14 protein-coding genes and 1 pseudogene are annotated in these 16,769 nt (G+C 66.2%); 13 read left to right on the forward strand and 2 right to left on the reverse strand.

What is annotated here, in order from left to right; translation table 11 throughout:
* Positions 1-3 precede the first annotated feature (3 nt).
* Together ACW18B_RS19065 and ACW18B_RS19070 are read right to left on the reverse strand one after the other, a co-directional pair.
* On the reverse strand, positions 4-1,530 hold the full coding sequence (locus ACW18B_RS19065; protein ID WP_492048570.1) for a tryptophan halogenase family protein: 1,527 nt from the start codon (positions 1,528-1,530) through the stop codon (positions 4-6).
* Between the two features lie 125 nt (positions 1,531-1,655).
* Positions 1,656-4,577 carry a TonB-dependent receptor gene (locus ACW18B_RS19070; protein ID WP_492048571.1) on the reverse strand — a complete coding sequence of 974 codons (2,922 nt, stop codon included), beginning with the start codon at positions 4,575-4,577 and terminating at the stop codon, positions 1,656-1,658.
* 303 nt (positions 4,578-4,880) lie between these two features.
* Here ACW18B_RS19070 and ACW18B_RS19075 point away from each other — a divergent pair, with 303 nt between their 5' ends.
* From ACW18B_RS19075 to ACW18B_RS19135, 13 genes and pseudogenes are all read left to right on the forward strand, one after another.
* The gene (locus ACW18B_RS19075) at positions 4,881-6,617 is read left to right on the forward strand and encodes an IlvD/Edd family dehydratase (RefSeq protein WP_492048572.1); all 1,737 of its coding nucleotides are present in this window, start codon (positions 4,881-4,883) and stop codon (positions 6,615-6,617) included.
* Complete coding sequence (locus ACW18B_RS19080) at positions 6,617-7,549, forward strand: 2-dehydro-3-deoxygalactonokinase (RefSeq protein WP_492048573.1); 933 nt, start codon at positions 6,617-6,619, stop codon at positions 7,547-7,549. The genes ACW18B_RS19075 and ACW18B_RS19080 overlap by 1 nt, the downstream gene beginning before the upstream one ends.
* Complete coding sequence (locus ACW18B_RS19085; protein WP_492048574.1) at positions 7,536-8,162, forward strand: 2-dehydro-3-deoxy-6-phosphogalactonate aldolase; 627 nt, start codon at positions 7,536-7,538, stop codon at positions 8,160-8,162. The genes ACW18B_RS19080 and ACW18B_RS19085 overlap by 14 nt, the downstream gene beginning before the upstream one ends.
* 58 nt (positions 8,163-8,220) lie before the next feature.
* On the forward strand, positions 8,221-9,786 hold the full coding sequence (locus tag ACW18B_RS19090) for a sodium/sugar symporter (RefSeq protein ID WP_492048575.1): 1,566 nt from the start codon (positions 8,221-8,223) through the stop codon (positions 9,784-9,786).
* Positions 9,787-9,994: 208 nt separating this feature from the next.
* On the forward strand, positions 9,995-10,723 hold the full coding sequence (locus tag ACW18B_RS19095; protein WP_492048576.1) for a FadR/GntR family transcriptional regulator: 729 nt from the start codon (positions 9,995-9,997) through the stop codon (positions 10,721-10,723).
* Between the two features lie 110 nt (positions 10,724-10,833).
* A complete protein-coding gene (mgrA, locus tag ACW18B_RS19100) occupies positions 10,834-11,850 on the forward strand; it encodes an L-glyceraldehyde 3-phosphate reductase (RefSeq protein ID WP_492051794.1) in 1,017 nt (338 codons plus the stop codon).
* 54 nt (positions 11,851-11,904) lie between these two features.
* Positions 11,905-12,105 (forward strand): annotated as a pseudogene (locus tag ACW18B_RS19105) (helix-turn-helix domain-containing protein); the annotation flags it as partial.
* Between the two features lie 142 nt (positions 12,106-12,247).
* On the forward strand, positions 12,248-12,604 hold the full coding sequence (locus ACW18B_RS19110; protein ID WP_492048577.1) for a hypothetical protein: 357 nt from the start codon (positions 12,248-12,250) through the stop codon (positions 12,602-12,604).
* Between the two features lie 182 nt (positions 12,605-12,786).
* On the forward strand, positions 12,787-13,137 hold the full coding sequence (locus ACW18B_RS19115; RefSeq protein WP_492048578.1) for a hypothetical protein: 351 nt from the start codon (positions 12,787-12,789) through the stop codon (positions 13,135-13,137).
* A gap of 69 nt (positions 13,138-13,206) precedes the next feature.
* On the forward strand, positions 13,207-13,641 hold the full coding sequence (locus ACW18B_RS19120) for a hypothetical protein (RefSeq protein ID WP_492048579.1): 435 nt from the start codon (positions 13,207-13,209) through the stop codon (positions 13,639-13,641).
* A 67-nt stretch (positions 13,642-13,708) separates the two neighbouring features.
* A complete protein-coding gene (locus ACW18B_RS19125; protein ID WP_492048580.1) occupies positions 13,709-14,881 on the forward strand; it encodes an acetyl-CoA C-acetyltransferase in 1,173 nt (390 codons plus the stop codon).
* A 19-nt stretch (positions 14,882-14,900) separates the two neighbouring features.
* Positions 14,901-15,533, forward strand: a complete 633-nt coding sequence (locus tag ACW18B_RS19130; protein WP_492048581.1) for a glutathione S-transferase family protein — start codon at positions 14,901-14,903, stop codon at positions 15,531-15,533.
* A gap of 127 nt (positions 15,534-15,660) precedes the next feature.
* The gene (locus tag ACW18B_RS19135) at positions 15,661-16,761 is read left to right on the forward strand and encodes an efflux RND transporter periplasmic adaptor subunit (protein WP_492048582.1); all 1,101 of its coding nucleotides are present in this window, start codon (positions 15,661-15,663) and stop codon (positions 16,759-16,761) included.
* Positions 16,762-16,769 lie beyond the last annotated feature (8 nt).

Consider the following 16,769-nt stretch of genomic DNA (forward strand, 5'->3'; position numbering starts at 1 on the left):
GTATCATCTGACGGCCTCTCCAATCTGCTCCGCCTGGCAGGTCGCCGCGATGAACTGGTCATGACTGGGGAGACGCGCGGCCAGATTGTGGATGCCGTTGCGCAGACCCGCGAGCTTTGCCGCCACGTCGGCCAGAGCCGGCGCATCGGCGAGAGGATCATGGTTTTGCGCCTCGATCCCCTGCCCCAGAAAGACCGCCAGCCAGCTGGGATCGGCGAACAGTTGCTCATCAAAGCGCGCAATGCGGGCCCGGCTGCGGAAGAGGTCGATCTTGTGCTGGAGGCTGTCCGGGATCGCCATCGTCCGGCAGTAGTTCCACAGCGGCGAGTCATCGCGCTCGGTGGCGTGATAGTGCAGGATCAGGAAATCCCGGATCTGTTCGTATTCGATCTGGGTCAGGCGGTTATATTCGTCCGCCGTGGCCGCGTCGTGATCCTGAACCGGCAGCAGGGACAGCAACCGGAAGATCCCGGTCTGCACCAGATGGATGCTGGTCGATTCCAGCGGCTCCATGAACCCGCTCGCCAGACCCAGAGCCACGACATTGCGGTTCCAGGACTTCTTGCGGCGGCCGGTGGTGAAGCGCAGCGGACGCGGTTCGCCCAGGGGCGCGCCGTCCAGATTGGCCATCAGGGTCGCGGCGGCGTCGTCGTCGCTGATGAAGCTGCTGCAATAGACATGGCCATTGCCGATGCGGTGCTGCAGCGGGATGCGCCACTGCCAGCCCGCCGCCCTCGCGGTCGACCGGGTGAAGGGCGTCAGCGGACTGATGCTCTCGCACGGCACGGCCAGGGCGCGATCGCAGGGCAGCCAGTGGGACCAGTCCTCATAACCGGTCTTCAGCGCGCCCTCGATCAGCAGGCCGCGGAACCCCGAGCAGTCGATGAAAAGGTCGCCCTCGATCCGCCGGCCGTCCTCAAGCTCCAGCGCGGCGACGAAGCCGTCGTCTGCGCGCAGATCCACCTTGACGATCTTGCCCTCTGTCCGCGTGACGCCCCGCGCCTCGGCATAGACCCGCAGATACTGAGCGTAGAGGCCGGCGTCGAAATGATAGGCATAGCCCAGCCCCGGCACGCCCGGTGGCAGGTCCTTGGGCGGCACGGCGAACTTGCCCATGCGGGCCGCCACGCTGGCCATGGAGTAATCATCAAGCAGGCTGGTGTCGCCGCTCTGACGCAGTCGCATCCAGTAGTGATGGAACGCGACGCCTTCGATTGTCGCGCCGTGCGGACCGAAGGGGTGGAAATAGGTGGCGCCCTTGCGGGACCAGTCCTTGAACTCGATGCCGAGCTTGAAGGTCGCCTGGGTCTTCCGAACGAAATCGAACTCGTCGATGCCCAGAACGCTGTTGAGAAACTGGATCGGCGGGATGGTCGCCTCGCCGACGCCCACTGTGCCGATGTCTTCGGACTCGACCAGCTCCACAGAGCCCACGCGCCCTCTAAGGGCGTGAGCCAGGGCCGCAGCGGCCATCCAGCCAGCCGTACCGCCGCCCACGACAACGAACTTTCGAGGCTTGTGCTCAGTCATGGAGGCCATCTCATGAGGGTCGAGGCGCCGACGCTAGACAACCGCGCCTCAAACACAAAGGCCCCCACCCGCGATCGATCGTGATCAGGCAGGCGGGGGCGATCTGTGCAGGGTGTTCGCGAGACCTAGAAGGCGCCGCGCAGCACCACCGAGTAGCGGCGGTCGGCCACGACCCAGTTGTGGCCGGTCAGACCTTCCTCGGCCTTGCCCGGATAGCTGACCAGGATCTTGGTCCGGGTGTTGGTCAGGTTCACGGCCTGGAAGCCGACCTTCAGGGCTTCATTGACAGAGTAGAAGACCGAGGCGTCCAGCTGACCATAGTCATCATACCAGGCGGGGATGTTGATATTGGCCGCCGTGGTGGTCAGCAGGTACCGCTCGCGCCAGTTATAGGCGAGGCGCGCCGAGACCTTACCCAGGTCATACAGCGCCGCAAGGTTGTAGCTGGTCTTCGACAGCCCTTCGAGCGGCAGCTCGTCACCATGGTCGGTGATATTGCCGACCTGGGTGGTGTCATACGGGTTGGACGCCGCATTGCGCGAGCCCTTGCTGTCGACATAGGTGAAGTTGGCCTGAACACCCAGGCCGCGCAGGGCGCCGGGCAGGAAGTCGTAGTACTGCTGGTAGGCGACTTCGAAGCCTTTGATGGTGCCGTGGCCGGCGTTGTACGGCTGGATCACCTGGACAGTGCGGGTCACACCGTTGTTGGTGAAGTCCATCTCCTGCGAGCCGTTGGTGATGAAGTTGTAGATGTCCTTGTAGAACAGCGTCGCAGAGACGCTGCCGGTCGAGGCGAAATACCACTCATAGGCCAGATCGTACTGGGTCGAGCGCGTCGGCTTCAGGTTCGGATTACCGGCATTGGCCGTGTACTGATAGACGCAGTTGGCCTGTTCGCTGCTGGGGATGGAGCTGCCGCAGGTGGAGCCGGTCAGGTAGCCGTTGGTGGCGCTGATCGTGAAGTTCGGCTGCATCTGCGAAAAGTCAGGACGGACGATCGCCTTGGCCGCCGCGAAGCGGACGAACATGCTGGGCGTGATCTTCAGGCGCACGTTCAGGCTGGGCAGAACGTTCAGATAATCACGGCCGCCGACATAGGAGGTCTTCGACCCGTCGGCGAAGGTGAGGTCTTCGGCCGGCACGGTCAGCTGGGTGTTCTTGTTCAGGACCTGAATGCCCTGACTGGTGCTCTCGGTCTTCACGACGCGGACGCCGAAATTACCGTCGATCTCGCGGCTCTCACCACCGATCGAGACTTCATTGCCAAACCGCAGCAAGGCGTAGGCCGAGAGGGTCTTTTCCTTCTGATGGTTGGTGCTGCCCTTGCCGCCGTCCGCCTCCTGGCTCTCGAAATCACCATTGAAGGGCCGCCAGCTTCCGCCGTTCGCCGCGGCGATCTTGGCGACGATTGCCGAGCCCGTGGCGTAGTCTTTGACGAAAGCGGCGTTCGGCATGACGAACGTCGCAGGAAGCTGCGCGTCGCCGCGGAAATAGTTGTCGAACGGATAGAGGCTGTAGGAGCCCTGATAGTCGGCCAGTTGATCGATCGACGGGGCCGACCAGCTGGGCGCGACGGTGTCCCAGCGGTAGGAGGTCTCGCGCGTGGTGGACTGGCGATAGGTGTTGCGCACGCCGAAGCGGAACGATCGCAGCCAGCCGCCGTCATCGAAGGTATAGGCGCCGTCCAGACGTTCGGCCCATTCGCTGGCCTCGTTGCGGTCGTGGTGGTCCATCACGGCCTGCAGGTAGTAGCTGGCCGGATCCGACGTATAGGCCGGGTCGTTGTTCATCGTGATGACCGGCAGGCTGCCGGTCAGGTCCAGGGTCGCCGGCGAAGCATCGCCGCTCAGCGCGTTGAACGCCGTGAAGTCGACGGTCTTGGTCTTGGCGTAGATGTATTGCAGGTCGCCGGTGAAGGCCCACTTGTCGTTGGGATTGTACTTCACGTTGACCGCATAGTCGGAGGTCACCGAGCTGCGATCAGCGTAACGGGTGTCGATGGTCGACGAGCCCAGGCTGGCGCCGCCCGGCGAACCGGCCAGCGTGCCCTTCGTGAAGTGACCCGAGTCGTCATAGGTGAAGCTGGTGCCCGCAGCCGGGCCATCGCCCGAACCGGGATTGAAGCCCACGGCATGTTCGGACGAAGACGCGAAGGCCGCCGAGCGCAGGAACTGCAGGCTGGCTTCCCACTGGTCATTCGGACGCCATTGCGCCGCAGCGGCGATACCCTTGCGTTCGCGTTCGAAATCCAGGCTGCGATAGCCGAACCCGCCGGGCACGTAGACCGTCTTGCCGGCCACCAGGTCGGTGCGGGCATTGAAGGGGTCAACCGAGATGGTGTCGGTGCGGCTGGACAGCTTGGAGTCCGAGACATCGATCAGGAAGCCCAGCTCGCCGATCTTGGTGTCCCAGCGATCGCTGTAGAGGAACGAGCCGCTCGGCTCCCACTTCTTGGCCAGATCACCAATGCTCATGTCCGCCGAATAGGCCAGAATCCGCTTGGCGGAATCGAACGGCATGCGGGTGCGCAGATTGACCGTGCCGCCCACCCCGCCTTCAACGATGTCGGCCGAAGGGTTCTTGTAGACGTCAACGCCGGCCATCAGCTCGGGCGGGACATCTTCGAAGCTCAAGGAGCGGCCGCTCTTGGCCGAGAAGCTGTCACGACCGTTCAGCTCGCCGCGAACCCAGCTCAGCCCGCGGATCTGAACGCCGCTGCCTTCGACGGACAAGCGGTCGGCGTCACGGCCGTCCGAGGTCCGGCCGATGGTCACGCCGGCGACCCGTTGCAGGGCCTCGGTGACACTGCGGTCCGGAAGGGCGCCGATGTCGGTCGAGGTGATCGAGTCGACCAGTTGCTCGGCGTTTTGCTTCAGCTTCTGGGCCGACTGGATCGACGCACGTTGGCCCGTGACGACGATCTCTTCGACCGTCGAGTCGATGGCTGCGTTTTGCGCAAAGGCCGCAGAAGGCGCGACGGCGCAGAGCACGAGCGCCGAAGCCCCCATCAACATGACTTGGCGATGTGTTTTGGTTAGGCGTTGCATGCCTGTTTCCTTCCCCGCTTGACGACTCATTCCGGCCTTCTTGGGGCCCGGTGAACGTACGCTTCCAGACGGAAATGCGTACGGTTTGAGGTCCGTATAGTCATATAATTGGCATCTTCAAGCCGATTTTGATAGCGCTATCATTTCAAGAGCGACCGCGTTTTCGGCGCCACACGGGAGGTTGGTGGTAGCGCTCCCAGTGCACAAACCCTTGCCTGCCCTCTGGTTTGCGATAATTCATATAATACTATAAATGCCACATAAGCGCTTAAAGGCCGGATCCAGCCGGCGACAGGGATGGCTATGAGTAACGATAAAGCGGGCAAACCCCTGCGCAGCAGCGGGACCTACGGCAAGCTCGATCGCGATGGATTTATCCACCGCAGCTGGATGAAGAGCCAGGGTCTGCCCGACGACGTCTTCGACGGCCGCCCCGTGATCGGCATCTGCAACACCTGGTCCGAGATCACCCCCTGCAACGCAGGCCTGCGCGACATCGCCGAGCACGTGAAGCGCGGCGTCTGGGAAGCCGGCGGCCTGCCGCTGGAGTTCCCCGCCATCAGCCTGGGCGAGACCCAGATGCGGCCCACGGCCATGCTGTTCCGCAACCTGCTGGCCATGGACGTTGAAGAGTCCATTCGCGGCAATCCGATCGACGGCGTCGTGCTGCTGGGCGGCTGCGACAAGACCACGCCGGGTCAGATGATGGGCGCCGCCAGCGTGGATCTGCCCACGGTTGTCATCTCGTCGGGCCCGATGCTGAACGGCAAGTTCCGCGGCAAGGACATCGGCTCGGGCACCGACGTCTGGAAGTTCTCGGAGGCCGTGCGGGCCGGCGAGATGAGCCTGCCCGACTTCATGTCGGCCGAGAGCGGCATGAGCCGGTCACCCGGCACCTGCATGACCATGGGCACAGCCTCGACCATGGCGGCCATCGTCGAAGCCATGGGCATGAGCCTGCCCTACAACGCCACCATCCCGGCCGTGGACGCCCGCCGGGCGGCCATGTCGCACGAGACCGGCCGGACGATCGTCCGCATGGTCCATGACGGCCTGACCATGTCCAAGGTCGCCACCCGCGCCGCGTTCGAGAACGCCCTGCGCGTCCACGCGGCCATCGGCGGTTCGACCAACGCCGTCGTTCACCTGCTGGCCCTGGCAGGCCGACTGGGCGTTGAGCTGACGCTGGAAGACTTCGACGTCCTGTCGCGCGACGTGCCTCTGCTGGTCGACCTGCAGCCCTCGGGCCGGTTCCTGATGGAAGACCTGCACTATGCCGGCGGCCTGCCCGCCGTGATGAAGCAACTGGCCCCGTTCCTGGAGCCTTCCGCCATCACCGTCAGCGGCGCCCCGATCGGCGCACAGTACGACAAGGCCGAAGTCTGGAACGCCGAGGTCATCCGTCCGCTCGACGCGCCGGTGAAGCCCGACAGCGGCATCTGGGTGCTGCGTGGCAACCTGGCTCCTGGCGGTGCGGTGATGAAGCCCAGCGCGGCCAGCCCCGAACTGTGCAGCCACACCGGCAAGGCCGTGGTGTTCGAGACCATCGAGGACTTCCGCGCCCGCATCGACGATCCCGATCTCGACGTCGACGAGACCTCGATCCTGGTCCTGAAGGGCTGCGGCCCCAAGGGCTATCCGGGCATGCCCGAAGTCGGCAACATGCCGCTTCCGCGCAAGATCCTGGAGAAGGGCGTGAAAGACATGGTCCGCATCAGCGACGCGCGCATGAGCGGCACGGCCTTTGGCACCGTGATCCTGCACGTCTCGCCAGAGTCCGACGCCGGCGGCCCGCTGGCCGTGGTGCGCAACGGCGACATGATCACCCTGGATGGTCCCACGCGGACCCTGAGCATCGCCATCTCGGACGAGGAAATGCAGAGCCGTCTGGCCGCCTGGCGCGCCAATCCGCCGCCCCCCAAGGCGACGCGCGGCTACGCCAAGCTCTACGTCGATCACGTGCTGGGCGCTGACAAGGGCGCGGACCTGGACTTCCTGGTCGGATCGTCGGGTTCGGTCGTGACCCGCGAATCCCATTGATGGACCCGTCGATCTCGATCTTCGGCGACTGGGGCACCTCGCGGCTGCGGCTGTATCTGCGCCAGGGCAAGAGCGTGCTGGACCGTCGCGACGGTCCCGGGGTCAGCGCCCTGACCAGGTCGCCCAAGGACACATTCCTGGACCTGGTTGGCGACTGGCGTGAGGCGGGCCCTTCCGGCGCGCTCCTGTGCGGCATGGTCGGCTCGCGCATCGGCTGGGTGGAGGCGCCCTACGCCCCCTGCCCGGCCACGGCGAACGACCTGCGCCAGCGGGTGCTGAAGATCGACGCCGACGGCCTGGCCGTGTCGATCATCCCCGGCCTGTCCTGCGTCAACCCGCTGGGCGGACCCGACGTGATGCGCGGCGAAGAAACCCAGATCCTGGGCGCCTTGGCGCTGGATGCCGACCTTCAGAAGGGCCGCCACCTGCTGGTCCTGCCAGGCACCCACAGCAAGTGGACCGTGGTCGAGGACGGCGCGATCACCGGCTTCCTGACCGCTCCGGTCGGCGAGACCTTCGCCCTGCTGCGCCAGCACTCGACCCTGGCGGCCGGCGTCGCCGCCGACGTCCAGGGCTCGGCCGAGGGCTTCGCCATGGGCCTGGCGCGGATCACCGAACAAGGTCCGGCCCTGCTGCCGCACCTGCTGTTCGAAACCCGCGCCCGGCAGCTGCTGGACAATCTGCCCGCCGCCGACGCCGTGGGCTTCCTGTCAGGCCTGCTGATCGGCGCCGACGCCGCCGCCGCCCGCCAGTGGTTCGGCGACCTGGGCAAGGTCACCCTGGTCGGCGCCCCGGCCCTCAACGCTTTCTACGGTCAGGCCATCGCCGCCCAGGGCGGTCACACCACCGCCGTCGACGGCGACAGCGCCGTGCTGGCCGGCCTCTCCGCCCTGTCGCCCCCAAAGAACAGTGAGTCCCATGTCCTCGCCTGACACCCCGCGCCCGCCCCCGATCGTCGCCATCCTGCGCGGCGTGAAGCCCGATGAGATCGTGGCGATCGCCAAGGCCCTGGTCGACGCCGGCATCCGCGCCATCGAGGTGCCGCTGAACTCGCCGGAACCCCTGGAGAGCATCCGGCTGCTCTGCGAAGCCTATGGCGACGTCGCCCTGTGCGGGGCCGGCACCGTGCTGACGCCGCAGGCCGTCGACGACGTGGCCGCGGCCGGCGGCAAGCTGATCGTCACGCCCAACACCGACCCCGAGGTCATCGCCCGCGCCGTCGAACTGGGCCTGACCGCCATGCCCGGCTTCGCCACGCCGTCGGAGGCCTTCGCGGCGGTAAAGGCCGGCGCCAAGGCGCTGAAGCTCTATCCGGCCAGCAGCTTTGGGCCCAGCCACATCAAGGCGGTCAAGGATGTGCTGCCCAAGGACATCCTGGTCTATGCCGTCGGCGGCGTGGGCGCAGCCAATCTGGAACCCTGGCTCAAGGCTGGCGTGGCCGGCATCGGCGTCGGCGGCGAACTCTATCGTCCCGGCTACGCGCCTGAAGAGGTCGGCCGGAAGGCCGCCGCCCTGATCGCCGCCTGGAACGCCCAGGCCGCCTAGGCCGCCCAAGTCACCGACAGACGACAAGACCAAACAACAAGCCCTTTGGGGGGAAACCGTGCAGACCATCGATTTCGTCATCCTGGCGATCTACGCCGTCGCCATCTTCGGCCTGGCCCAGTGGGTTTCCCGCGACAAGGGCGGCAAGCAGAAGGACTCGACCGACTACTTCCTGGCCGGCAAGGCCCTGCCCTGGTGGGCGATCGGCGCGTCGCTGATCGCCGCCAACATCTCGGCCGAGCAGATCATCGGCATGAGCGGCTCGGGCTACGCCCTGGGCCTGGCCATCGCCTCCTACGAGTGGATGGCGGCCCTGACCCTGCTGATCGTCGGCAAGTTCTTCCTGCCGATCTTCCTGAAGAACAACATCAACACCATGCCGCAGTTCCTGGAGCAGCGGTACGGCCCCAGCGTCCGCAACGTGATGGCGCTGTTCTGGCTGATCCTCTACGTCTTCGTGAACCTGACCTCGATCCTGTGGCTGGGCTCGATCGCCGTCCATACGGTGACCGGCGTCGACCAGATGATGGCGCTGGTGATCATCGGCGTCTTCGCCCTGGCCTATCAGCTGTGGGGCGGGCTGAAGGCCGTGGCCCTGACCGATATCGTCCAGGTGGCCCTGCTGATCACCGGCGGCCTGATCATCGTCTTCCTGTCGCTGAGCAAGATCGGCAACGGCGACCTGCTGGCCGGCTTCAACCAGCTGACCACCCAGTTCCCCGACAAGTTCGACATGATCCTGAGCAGGGACAATCCCCACTACAAGGACCTGCCGGGTCTCAGCGTGCTGTTCGGCGGCCTGTGGGTGATGAACGTCTCGTACTGGGGCTTCAACCAGTACATCATCCAGCGCGCCCTGGGGGCCAAGGACATCGCCGAGGCCCAGAAGGGCATCGCCCTGGCCGCCTATCTGAAGCTGCTGATGCCGGTGATCGTGGTGCTGCCCGGCATCGCCGCCCTGATCCTGGTCCCCGGCCTGGCCAAGCCTGACCAGGCCTATCCGGAGATGATGAAGCTGTTGCCGCCCGGCGTGCTGGGCCTGGTGTTCGCCGCCCTGGTGGCCGCGATCGTCGCGTCGCTGGCCGCCAAGATCAACTCGATCGCCACGATCTTCACCCTCGACGTCTACGCCAAGATCAGGACGGGCTCGAGCGAACGCCATCTGGTCAGCGTCGGCCGGATCACGGCGGTCGTGGCGGTGATCATCGGCATCGTGATGGCCAAGCCGCTGCTGGGCAAGGCCGAGCAGGCCTTCCAGTTCATCCAGGATTTCACCGGCTTCTTCACCCCCGGCATCGTGGTCATCTTCATCCTGGGTCTGTTCTGGAAGCGCGCCACCACCGCCTCGGCCCTGGTCGCGGCGATCGGCGGCGCGGCTCTGTCGGGCGCCTTCTTCGTCGCCGACAAGATGGGCGTGTTCGTGATCCCGTTCATGAACCGCGTGGGCCTGGTGTTCCTGCTGACCCTGGCCGCCGCGATCATCGTCTCGCTGGTCGCGCCCCAGAAGAAAGAGGTCAATGTCGTGTCGCTGGCCGGCGTCAGCTACAAGACCACCCTCGGCTTCAACATCGCCGGGATCGGCGTGATCCTGATCCTGGTCGCCCTCTACGCCACCTGGTGGTGAGTGTGACGCCGCTGGCCGCGTCGGTCGCGGTCAGCGGTGTTGCATGTCGCAGGAGCTCAAGGCGGACCGCCCTGAGATAAAATTGGTCAGACAACCCCGCAGGATCGTTTTATCTGTGTAAACATGGATGGTTCCGGGCTTGATAGAACCACGCTACACGGGATTGATTCCACAGGCGTCCGACTCGCAGGAAAGAAGAATAAAGACGATGCGTACCCAACCTGGCCTCAGTTTGACCTACGGTCTGGTCGAGGCGTTGGGTCAGGCGATTGTCACCGGTGAATATACAGCGGTCGGTTTCCCGACCGAAGGCGAGCTGTCCAAGCAGTTCGGCGCCAGCCGCACCGTCACCCGCGAAGCCGTCAAGATGCTGACCGCCAAGGGCCTGCTCAGCGCCCGGCCCCGCCACGGGACGATCGTTGAACCCGAGGCCAAATGGAATCTGCTGGATCCTGACGTCCTGCGCTGGTTGCTGGAACGCAAGTTCAGCCTTCGCCTGCTGGCCGAGTTCACCGAGATGCGCCTGGGGATCGAGCCTGCCGCCGCCGCCCTGGCTGCGCGAAACGCCGATGAGGCCGGGCTGGAAGACATCCGCAAGGGCCTGCGCCGCATGAAGGCCGCCGCCGAAGGCGAGGACGACCCGCTTTCGGCCGACATCGCGTTCCACATCGCCATTCTGAACGCCACCAAGAACCCGTTCTATCGCGAGCTGGACGAACTGGTGAACACCGCCCTGCGCATCTCGATCCGCTTCACCAACCGCATCAAGGGCCGCACCGCCTCGATCCCCTCGCATGAGGACGTGGCCGAGGCCATCATCGCCCGCGACGCCGACAGGGCGTCCAGCGCCATGCACCAGATCATCGTCGACGTGCTGGAACTGATCCGCGCCGCCTCGCCTTCTACCGAGTCTGAAGCGGCGCGCCGGGGAGCCTGACGAAGGGCTTGCAGGTTTGCCCCTCGCCGGCGATCACGACAATCTATTCGCTATAGTCTTCCAGGACGCCCGCCTTGACCTATGCCGCCGCCGCCAACCGCTATGACGCCATGCCCTACCGCCGCTGCGGCCGCAGCGGGCTGGACCTGCCGGCCATCTCGCTGGGGCTTTGGCAGAACTTCGGCGGCGAGGATGTGTTCGAGACCGGCCGCGCCATCCTGCAGCGCGCCTTCGACCTGGGCGTCACCCACTTCGATCTGGCCAACAACTACGGCCCGCCCTACGGCTCGGCGGAAGAGAATTTCGGACGCGTCATGGCGACCGACTTCAAGGCGCATCGCGACGAGCTGGTCATCTCCACCAAGGCCGGCTGGGACATGTGGCCAGGCCCCTATGGCGGCATCGGCGGGTCGCGAAAGTACCTGATCGCCAGTTGCGACCAGAGCCTCAAGCGCATGGGCCTGGACTATGTCGACATCTTCTATTCCCACCGGGTGGATCCGACCACGCCGCTGGAAGAGACCATGGGCGCCTTGGCCCACCTGCATCGCCAGGGCAAGGCGCTGTATGTGGGGATCTCGTCCTACTCCCCCGAACTGACCCGGCAGGCCCACGCCATCCTCAAGGCCGAGGGTGTGCCGCTGCTGATCCATCAGCCTTCCTATTCGATGCTGAACCGCTGGATCGAGGACGCCCTGCTGGACACGCTCGAGACCCTGGGCGTCGGTTGCATCGCCTTCTCGCCCCTGGCCCAGGGCCTGCTGACCAACAAATATCTGAACGGGGTCCCGGCGGACTCACGGGTCGCCCGGGAGGGTTCGTTCAGCGAAGGACTGCTGACGGCCGACAACCTTGCGCGCATCCAGGCCCTCAACGCCATCGCTCAGAAGCGCGGTCAGAGCCTGGCCCAGATGGCCATTGCCTGGACCCTGCGCGACCCGCGCGTCACCTCCGCCCTGATCGGCGCCCGCACGGTGGCGCAGTTGGAAGACTCTCTGGCCGCGCTCAACACCCTGAGCTTCTCGCCGGAAGAGCTGGCCCAGATCGATCGCCACGCCTCGGAAGGCGGCGTGGATCTGTGGAAGGTGTCTTCAGGTCTCGAGGTCGCCGACCTGCCGACGAAATAGCGCCGGAAGCGCCCTAACACTTGCTCCTGCGCGCACCGCGCCTAAGATCAGGACATGGACAAGGGGGCGAGCTTGGGGGCCGAGACGTCCATCGGCCTGAGTCGACTCACCGAGCGTGAGCGAGAATGCTTGCGCCTTGTCGATCGCCACCTGAGCTCCAAGCAGATCGCCCGCGAACTGGGCCTGTCCAAGCACACGGTCGACTGGCATCTGGACAAGGCCCGGCGGCGACTGGGAGCGCCGGACCGCTATGCGGCGGCGCGACTGATGAGCGACCGCTCGCCCTCACCGCCCCCCTACGACACCCCCCCTCCGATCGGATCAGGGTCCGATCCGTCCCGGCTGGGCGAACCTCCAACCTTGCGGTCAGCTGACCGCATTGAGGAAGGAGCGTTCCATGACCGAATTCACCCCGTATCGACAGGACGTGATCCAACGAGCGGCGCATCTGCACGAGGAGGTGAAGCGCTTTCAACAGACCTGGCCGACCGTGAATTCGGCGCACGACCTGACCCCGCCCTTCACCTGGAGCCAGCTGGAGCGCCAGCTTTCCAGCCTGTCGGCGACCCGGGGCAGCGCGGCGCTGATCAGCGACCTGATGAGCGCCACCCGCAAGCACGCGCCGTTCAAGCCGGCGGAAATGGTGCTGCGGGAAATCCTGTGCATCGCCAGCGCGGTGATGGACGAGACCTTCCCGTCCTCGGACTGCGAGACTTCGTCCTCCTCCCCTTCGGAGGAGGCCCCAATGCGCTAAGAACCCTCCATAGACTGGGCTTCATCGCCGCCGTGATGATCGTGACCGCCCTTGCGTTCGGTTCGATCCTGGCGGGGCTTCACGCCCTGGAAGACCTCACCCGACCATAGCCCCGATCGGGGCCCTACCCGACAATCAACCCTTCAAGGCGCGCCGGCATCGTCGGCGCGGGGAGAGACCTCATGCTCAAAGAACGCCGTCTGGCCGCCGAGACTGTCGCTGAAGCTCTTTTCGCCGCCGAAAAGGCCATCGACGCGGCGATCACCCGCACCGCCGCCCTGGCGGGCCTGATGCCCGCGACCCGTCAGGACGCCCGACTGTCCGCCATGATCGGCCAGGACGCCCTGATGGCCGCGATCCAGACCATGCAGTCCCTGGGTCACGCCCGGGAAGGCATTGTCGATACGCACAAGCATCTGACGACCGCCCAGCGCGACATCGGCCTGTCGGCGGTGTCGTTTGGCAGCGGCGGCAAGAAACCGCCCACGCCCGAAGGACGGCTTGAAATCGTCACGCCCGCCCGCGCGGCTTGAGTCGGGCGCCCGATCGTTCCCTGAACGATCGGGCTAGGCTTTCGAGGTTCGGCGCCCCAGGGTCCGCCCATGGCATTCGACACCCTCTACCAGTGGGCCAGCCTGATCGCCCTCGTCGTGACCTGTGCGGTCGCCGGCTGGCGCGGCGGCTGGCCCGAGCGATCGGCCGCAGCCGCCATGGCCCTGGCCTGGATCGGTAGCGCCGTCTTGCAGCGCAGCCTGCAGCTGTGGGGCCTCCAGACCGGCGTCATGGTCATCGACGGCTTGCTCCTTCTGGTCCTGCTGAGCATCGCCCTGCGATCGGATCGCTGGTGGCCGATGTGGGCCAGCGGCTTCCACGGCCTGGGCGCCTTGCTGCATGTGGCGGTGATGATCGACACCCGTATCTGGGGGTGGGCCTATTATGTGGCCGGCGCCATCTTCAGCTACCTGACCATGCTCGCCCTGTTGGTCGGCGCCCTGGGTCTCCGACGCGCCGCCGCGCGAAGCCCTCTGACCGACTGACGCCGCGTCACAGCAGACAGCCCGGCGTTTTTCTGGTCCGCTCCCAAAAAACACAGGGAGAAACCTCATGGGCGAAGCCTATATCGTCGCCGCCGCGCGCACCGCCGGCGGCCGCAAGGGCGGACGGCTTTCGGGCTGGCATCCCGCCGATCTGGCCGCCGCCGTGCTCGACGCGCTGGTGGACCGGTCCGGCGCCGATCCGGCTCTGATTGAAGACGTGATCATGGGCTGCGTGGGTCAGGCCGGCGAACAGGCCGTCAATATCGCCCGCAACGCCGTGCTGGCCTCCAGCCTGCCCGAAAGCGTGCCCGCCACCTCCGTCGATCGTCAGTGCGGCTCCTCGCAGCAGGCCCTGCACTTCGCGGCGGCCACGGTGATGTCGGGTGCGATGGACATCGTGATCGCCGCCGGCGTCGAGAGCATGAGCCGCGTGCCCATGGGTCTGGCCTCGACCCTGCCCTACAAGAACGGCTTTGGCAGCTACAAGAGCCCCCGCATGGAGGCGCGCTACCCCGACATCCAGTTCAGCCAGTTCGCCGGCGCCGAGATGATCGCCAAGAACTACGACCTGAGCCGCGAGCGTCTCGACGCCTTCGCCCTGACCAGCCATCAGCGCGCCATCGCCGCCACCCGGGCCGGCAAGTTCGCCGCCGAGATCGTGCCGGTCGAAATCACCCTGCCGGACGGCTCGACCGAACAACACACGACGGACGAGGGCATACGATATGACGCCACCGCGGACTCGATCGGCGGGGTGAAGCTGCTGCAGGACGGCGGTCGCCTCACGGCCGCCACGTCCAGCCAGATCTGCGATGGCGCGGCCGGGCTGATGGTCGTCAACGCCCGAGGCCTCAAGGCCCTGGGGGTCGAGCCTCTGGCGCGGATCCACCACATGACCGTCATCGGCCATGATCCGGTGATCATGCTGGAAGCCCCGATCCCCGCCACCGAACGCGCCCTCAACCGCGCCGGCATGAAGATCAGCGACATCGACCTGTACGAGGTCAACGAGGCCTTCGCCTCGGTGCCCACCGCCTGGCTCAAGTCGCTGGACGCCGATCCGGAGCGCCTCAACGTCCATGGCGGCGCTATCGCCCTGGGCCATCCGCTGGGCGGCTCCGGCGCCAAGCTGATGACGACCCTGATCCACGCCCTGGGCGACCGCGGCGGCCGCTATGGCCTGCAGACGATGTGCGAAGGCGGCGGCCTGGCCAACGTCACCATCGTCGAGCGTCTGTAGGATCAGGAGGCGCCCGGCGATGATCACACTGCACCATTGCCGGGACGCCCGGTCCTTTCGGCCCCTCTGGGCGCTGGAAGAACTCGGCCTCGACTACGACCTGAAGCTGCTGCCGTTTCCGCCCCGTTTCCTGGCCCGGGAGTTTCTCGACGAGAACCCGCTGGGCACCATCCCGCTGCTGGTGGATGGCGACACCCGGATGACCGAGTCCGCGGCGATGATCGAGTATCTCTCGATGCGCCACGGCGGCGGCGCGCTGTCGGTGCGGCCCGAGGAGCCCGGCTACGGCGCCTATCTGAACGGCCTGCATTTCGGTGAAGCCACCCTGACCTTCCCCCAGACCCTGGTGCTGCGTTACTCGCGCCTAGAGCCTGAAGAACGCCGCAACCCGCAGGTCGCCGCCGACTATGCCCGCTGGTTCCTGGCGCGCCTGAAGGGGCTGGACCTGATCCTTCAGCATCACGACTACGCGGCGGCCGACCGTTTCTCGGGCGCCGACATTTCAATCGCCTATGCCCTGCTCCTGGCCACATCCCTGCAGCTCTCGGACAATTTTCCGCCCGATGTCGCCGCCTACTGGGCGCGAATGCAGGCCCGGGACGGGTTTCAGCGCGCCCAGGCGGCCCAATCGGGCGCCACACCCTCAATCTGAAACCGCCGATCGATATCGTCTTACGATCATTTAATTCAGCGACCTGAGGTTTGTCGGCTAGAAGGCGCCCTAGGGCTTTCTGAGACAGTCGGGGACGATCGTGGATTACAGGATCAAGGGGCGCGCCATGCGTTCGAGCGGGCTGGTTGTTGTCCTGACCATGGGCGCGATCGCACTGGCCGGCTGCGGCGACGACAAGAAGCCCAAAAAGGTCAAGGCGCCGGCCGGCGCCGTCGCCTCCCAGACCGTCAGCGTCGCCACCGTGGTGTCACAGGCCGTGCCGCGTGAGATCAATGCGACCGGCACGATTTCTCCCTGGGAAGAAGTCGTGGTCGGGGCCGAGACCGGCGGCCTGACCGCCGTGAGCGTCAACGCCGAGGAAGGCCAGACCGTTCAGGCCGGCCAGGTTCTGGTCAAGCTCAACGACACCCTGCTGTCGGCCCAGCTGCGCCAGCAGGAGGCCGCCGTCGCCAGCGCCCGCGCCACCCTGGCCGAGGCCGAAGCGGCCCTTGGCCGCTCACGCGAACTGCAATCCAAAGGCTATCTGTCGCAAGCTTCGCTCGAAACCAGCCTGGCGCGCCAGCAGACCGCCGCCGCCCAGGTCGCCGCGGCCCAAGCGGCGCGGGGCGAAACCGCCGCCCGCCTGGCCCAGACCGCCATCCGCGCGCCCGTCTCGGGCCTGATCAGCCGTCGCAATGTCACCAAGGGCCAGATCGTCAGCACGGGCGCGGAAGTCTTCCGCATCGTCCGCGACGGCCGCCTGGAACTGGACGCCGAGATCCCCGAGACCGACCTGATGCTGGTCAAGGCGGGCATGCCGGCCAGGATCGTGTCCGAACAGGTCGGCGAGACCTCGGGTCGCGTGCGTATCGTCACCTCGGAGGTCAACGCCTCCACCCGCCTGGGCGTCGCCCGGATCGCCCTGTCGACCATGGGCGACTTCCGCCCCGGCATGTTCGCCCGCGCCACCATCCAGGCCGGCGACCAGGCGTCGCTGACCGTGCCCAGCGCCTCGGTGCTCTATCGCGAGAACCGCCCCGGCGTGTTCGTGGTCGACGCCAAGAACCATGTCCACTTCCGCCGTATCGCCATCCTCGCCACCACCGCCAAGAGCATCGCCGCCAGCGGCCTGACGGCGGGCGAGCGCGTGGTGGTGGACGGGGCCGGCTTCCTGGGCGAAGGCGACGCCGTGCGCATCGGCACGTCCACGCCCCAGTCGGCCCGCTAGGAGCCCAG

Source organism: Caulobacter sp. FV2ps19 (genome assembly GCF_058681035.1).